Origin of the sequence: Vaccinium witches'-broom phytoplasma str. VAC, assembly GCF_000309405.1 — a bacterium.
In the GTDB taxonomy this organism is placed as follows: domain Bacteria; phylum Bacillota_I; class Bacilli_A; order Acholeplasmatales; family Acholeplasmataceae; genus Phytoplasma.
Genome location: NZ_AKIN01000239.1, coordinates 1 through 4,852, shown reverse-complemented (window position 1 = coordinate 4,852; position 4,852 = coordinate 1). Strand labels below are relative to the sequence as shown.

Annotated in this window: 4 protein-coding genes; 2 read left to right on the top strand and 2 right to left on the bottom strand. The window is 26.5% G+C overall.

Translation table 11 applies throughout. The annotated features are described in order from the left end of the window. Positions 1-97: 97 nt before the first annotated feature. Both RI68_RS03205 and argS read left to right on the top strand, forming a co-directional pair. A complete protein-coding gene (locus RI68_RS03205; RefSeq protein WP_017193791.1) occupies positions 98-1,006 on the top strand; it encodes an RluA family pseudouridine synthase in 909 nt (302 codons plus the stop codon). A 114-nt stretch (positions 1,007-1,120) separates the two neighbouring features. Next, the gene (gene argS, locus RI68_RS03200; RefSeq protein ID WP_017193790.1) at positions 1,121-2,812 is read left to right on the top strand and encodes an arginine--tRNA ligase; all 1,692 of its coding nucleotides are present in this window, start codon (positions 1,121-1,123) and stop codon (positions 2,810-2,812) included. 346 nt (positions 2,813-3,158) lie between these two features. Here the strand turns inward: argS and RI68_RS04010 are convergent, their stop codons facing one another. Continuing rightward, a complete protein-coding gene (locus RI68_RS04010) occupies positions 3,159-3,308 on the bottom strand; it encodes a hypothetical protein (RefSeq protein WP_017193789.1) in 150 nt (49 codons plus the stop codon). A gap of 198 nt (positions 3,309-3,506) precedes the next feature. Further along, entirely contained in the window at positions 3,507-4,289 is a 783-nt protein-coding gene (locus RI68_RS03195; protein ID WP_261974295.1) for a hypothetical protein, read from the bottom strand. Between the last annotated feature and the right edge of the window lie 563 nt (positions 4,290-4,852).

Sequence of the window (4,852 nt, the reverse complement as noted above, 5' to 3'; positions counted from 1 at the left end):
CGATCTTTGCGATTTTATTAAAAATACATTTATTTTTTTATTTATTTGTAAGTGAACAAATCTTATTCTATTGGGTTAGAAAGGCTTGATGTGAAATATGAATAAATTTTTGGTTGAAGAAATAGAAACAGGCATGCGTTTTGATGTTTTTTTGGTGCAAAAATTAAATTTAAGCAAAAACAAATGCCAAAATTTGATTTCTTCTGGAGAAGCCTTAATAAACGATCAAAAACAGAAAAAAAGTTATCTTTTGAAAAATAACGATGAAATAAAGGTAGAAATAATTACTAAAAATGTTGTTAACGAATTAGATCCTATTCCTTTAGATTTGGATATTGTTTATGAGGATGATGATTTAGCAGTAATTAACAAACCGGTTAATTTAGTGGTCCACCCTTCTTCTAGTTATAAAGGCATCACTTTGGTGAACGGTTTATTATACCAAATACCGGTTTTAAAAAAAATACAAGGTACAAGACCAGGTATTGTACATCGTTTAGATAAAGATACTACAGGTTTAATGATTATCGGAAAAACTGAAGAAACAATCGTTCAAATGCAAGAATTGTTGCAAAAAAGGCATGTTAAAAGGACTTACTGGGCTTTAATTCATGGTTTTTTAGGACAGCTCGGAACCATTGATTTGCCTATCGGAAGAGATGTGAAAAACCGTTTGAAAATGTCTGTCACTTCTAAAGGAAAACCCTCAGTTACCCATTTTAAAACTTTACAAAGATTTGAACATTATTCTTTATTAGAATTAGAGTTAGAAACAGGCAGGACACATCAAATAAGAGTTCATTTGTCTCATTTAAAGCACTCTATTGTGGGCGATAATTTATACGGCAATCATAATGAAAATATCAAGACCCAGTTATTGCATGCCAAAAAATTAGATTTTTCTCATCCTCAAAAAGAAAAAAAAATATCTTTGGAAATTCCTTTAAATAATGCTTTTCAAAAGGTGTTAGATCAATTAGAATTAGAACCATATTATTTCCTGTAACTATTTTTTATCAAAATAATGTTATTTTTCTTTTAAAAGTGAGATTATGATATAACAATGTTTTAAAATTCATAGTTTTTATAAAAAATAACTTAAAAATAAGGAACCATTTTTATGCATTTAGACACAATTAAACAAACAATAGAAAACACATTAAATAATAAATACAACATTAAAACGATTATTAAACACAATGATAAAAATAAATTATTTGATTTTTACTTAGCTCTTTTTGTTTATCAAAAAACTTTACAAAAAGATATTTTAGAAATTTTTAACACTTTTAAAGCTGATTTGATGAGTTTAAGCGAAATAGAAGATATTTTTTTTGATAAAGGTTTTTTAAATATTAAAATTAATCGTTATTTGATTAGTAAAAAAGTTTTAACAGATGTTTGCGAATCAGGCGCTAACTATGGACAATTAAAACCTAATAATCAAACTATTGTTATAGATTATTCTTCTCCTAATATTGCTAAAAACTTTTCTATCGGTCATCTTCGTTCTACAGTTATTGGTAATTCCCTGAAAAATATTTATAATAAATTAGGTTATCAAATTGTAGGAATCAATCATTTAGGCGATTGGGGCACTCAATTTGGTAAAATGATTTTAGCTTTTCAAAAATGGGGGAAGAAAGAATTAGTTTTAAAAGACCCTATTAATGAACTGCAAAAACTTTATATTTATTTTCATGAACAAGCAGAAACAGACGAACAATTAAACCAAGACGCTAGAGAAATTTTTAAAAAATTAGAAGAAAAAGATCCCGAAATAGTTGCTTTATGGAAATGGTTTAAAGATATTTCTTTAACTGAATTTCGTAAAATTTATGATTTATTAAATATTTCTTTTGATCATTATATTGGTGAATCTTTTTATCATGATAAAAGTATGGCTTTAGTGGAAGATTTACGTACTAAAAATTTATTATTGTTAGATCAAAAGGCTTATATTATGCCATTAGAAGGTATTCCGCCTGCTTTAATACAAAAAGACAACGGAAGCACTCTTTATTTGACTAGAGATATGGCTTGTGTTCTTTACCGTAAAGAAAGATTTAATTTTCAAAAAACTTTATACGTTGTAGGAAACGAACAAAAATTACATTATCAACAATTAAAACAAGCGATGGATAAGATCATGGGTTATGATTGCGATTTAGAACATGTGAATTTTGGTTTAGTATTGTTTGAAAATGCAAAGATTTCGACTCGTAAAAGCAATAATTATAGATTGATTGATATTTTGGAAGCTACTACTAAAGAAGCAGAAAAAACGATTCAAGAAAAAAACCACAATTTAACTAATATTCATGAAAAAGCTAAAAAAATAGCGATCGGCGCTGTTGTCTTTAATGATTTGAAAAATGATCGCCATTTAAACATTGAATTTAATTTAAAACACATGTTACAGTTTGAAGGCAACACAGGGCCTTACTTGCAATACACTATTGCCAGGCTTAATTCTGTTATTAAACAATTAAAAAAAAGCGATGATTCTGTGGAAAAAAAATGGGTTCAAATGAAGGCTTATTTCGCTCAAGACCATTATTTCGCTTTAATTAAGTTAATGGATCAGTTTTCTTCTGTTTTAGAAAAAGCGAAAAAAGATAATATGCCGAGTATACTAGCGAGATATTTGCTGAAATTAGCTAAAACTATTAATCAATTTTACACTCTGGAAAAAATTTTAACTGACGATTTAGTTTTACAAACAGCGAACGGATTATTGATTAAAACTGTTTCTACTGTTTTAAAAGAAGGGTTAAATATTTTAGGCATACCTCTTTTAGAACAAATGTAATCCCTTATATGTTAAAATTTTTAATAAACTGATCACTCTTTATCATATAACAAAACAAACCACTTAAAAAGGGTTTATTTTTTATCTTCTTATCGTCTTTTAATGATTACATTTTTGTATTTTTTTGCTTGTAAAATTATTTAAACTGACTAAAACGACGATACAAATGTTACTTACCAATATAAAAAAGGCGTAATGGCATCGAAAGTAATAGAAATATTACTTTCTGCTGTCCATATGATATAAATAAAATTACTATTCCAATAACAGAAAATCAAGAAGTTTCTTTTAAATTAATAATCCATTAGTTCCAAAAAGACGGAATTCGTTCTTTTAAATATTTGTTTTAAATAATATAGCAAAAAACTTGTTTTCTTTCTATTTCTAAAGCGTAACCTGCTTCTATTTGTTCTCGATCTAAAAAATTAATATGTTTTAACATAATATTAGTTAAATTAAAAGCGGTATTTAACAAAAACACAATTAAAGAAGTCACATATAAAACACCTTTAAAATATTTAAAAAGATAAAAATAAACTAATGAATTATAAAATAAGAAAACTTTGCGCAGCTATTAAAACCGATTTACAAATATTCATGAAAAAATCTATTAAAAGAGAGAAGGTTTTTTTGGGAATAAACAACCATTTTATTAAGGCTTTGTGATTGTTATAAAGTATAGTTTTTATGAATGCTACAAAAGAGCCAATAATAAACCTAAAAACAATTCATTCATAGTTATTAATAAGGTAATCATAAAAACTGTTTTATAGGATGGTAAAGAGCGCCATAAATTTGACCAAAAGTGATTTCGTTTTTCAAGGGTTTTGTCTTTGTTTAAATTTTGGTCGTATGTAGTTTGAGAAGTATTAAGGTATTTTTGGCATTTGCTATCTTCGCCAGTATTAAAATGTTCTAATTTAGCCGGCAAATCATTAACATCAGTTTCTTTTAAAACTTTTATGTTTTTTAAATGTGTTTCAAATTGTTTTTTTAATTCAACATTGTCTTTATTTAAAAAAATAGATAAAGGTGGTACATCCACTTTTGATAAACCCGATTTTTCTATATCAAATTTCAATAATTTAAATTTATCGCTATTTTTAGTTTTAATAGGAACTAAATTTTGATAATCTTGAATTAAAATATTGATGTTATCTTGTTCAACTGCTTTCATGCAAGAAGTCAAATCAGTTCTCCAAGCGTTTTTTTCATGTTGGACAAATGCTTTATCGTTTTGATTATACAAATGAGGAATGATTTTGCGATCAAACGCTGAACCAGAAAAAGAAGCAAAACGGATAGTTTTTTTGCGTAGTATAAATTTGACTTGTAAATTCCTCAGCCATAAGATTGAAATTAACATTTTTTCTGCCGCATTCAAACATTCATCATCTTGTCTCGCTAAAATACCTAATTTGTAATCGATGTAAGGAATAAAGATCATTTTATCACATCTTCCTTTCCTTGGCAGCATTAAACATTCCTATTATGCCGTTTATGCCTTCTCAGACATCATTTTAAATAGCGTTTAAAATACCATTATAAAGAAACATTTTGATAACTAATTTTTTTTCCATTCTCTCAGCTAATTCTTTTAAAAACAACATATCAGCGCTATTGATATAATCGCCGTTTTCCGTTTCAACGCTTTGGATTAAACCCTTTCCTTCCGCTATTTAAAGTCAAAAATCATTAGTGGAGCGTCATATAAAGTAATAATAGCCATGGTTAAAGTTTTTCTTTATCTCTTTTTTATCTGTATCAGATAAACATAAAATATAATATATGTAGGAAAAGAAAAAAGATTAAAAAAATAGAATAAATTAATATTTTGTCCCTGTTTTGATAAATGTATTTGCTTATAAATTCTTTAAAGTTCATAATTGTGTAAAAATTATCTTGTCTTTGAATGGAGTTAATTTTTACTAAAAAAGCCCTTATTCATGAATAAAACAATTTAAACCTTAATTTTATTACAAATCCATAATAATCGTATCTTTTTTTATGAGAGGTTAATTTAAAAAAGAATTAATTTTT

Excerpts from the sequence above, each read along its gene's own strand:
- RI68_RS03205 (WP_017193791.1), top strand. The coding sequence starts at position 98 with ATGAATAAATTTTTGGTTGAAGAAATAGAAACAGGCATGCGTTTTGAT.
- argS (WP_017193790.1), top strand. The coding sequence starts at position 1,121 with ATGCATTTAGACACAATTAAACAAACAATAGAAAACACATTAAATAAT.
- RI68_RS03195 (WP_261974295.1), bottom strand. The coding sequence starts at position 4,289 with ATGCTGCCAAGGAAAGGAAGATGTGATAAAATGATCTTTATTCCTTAC.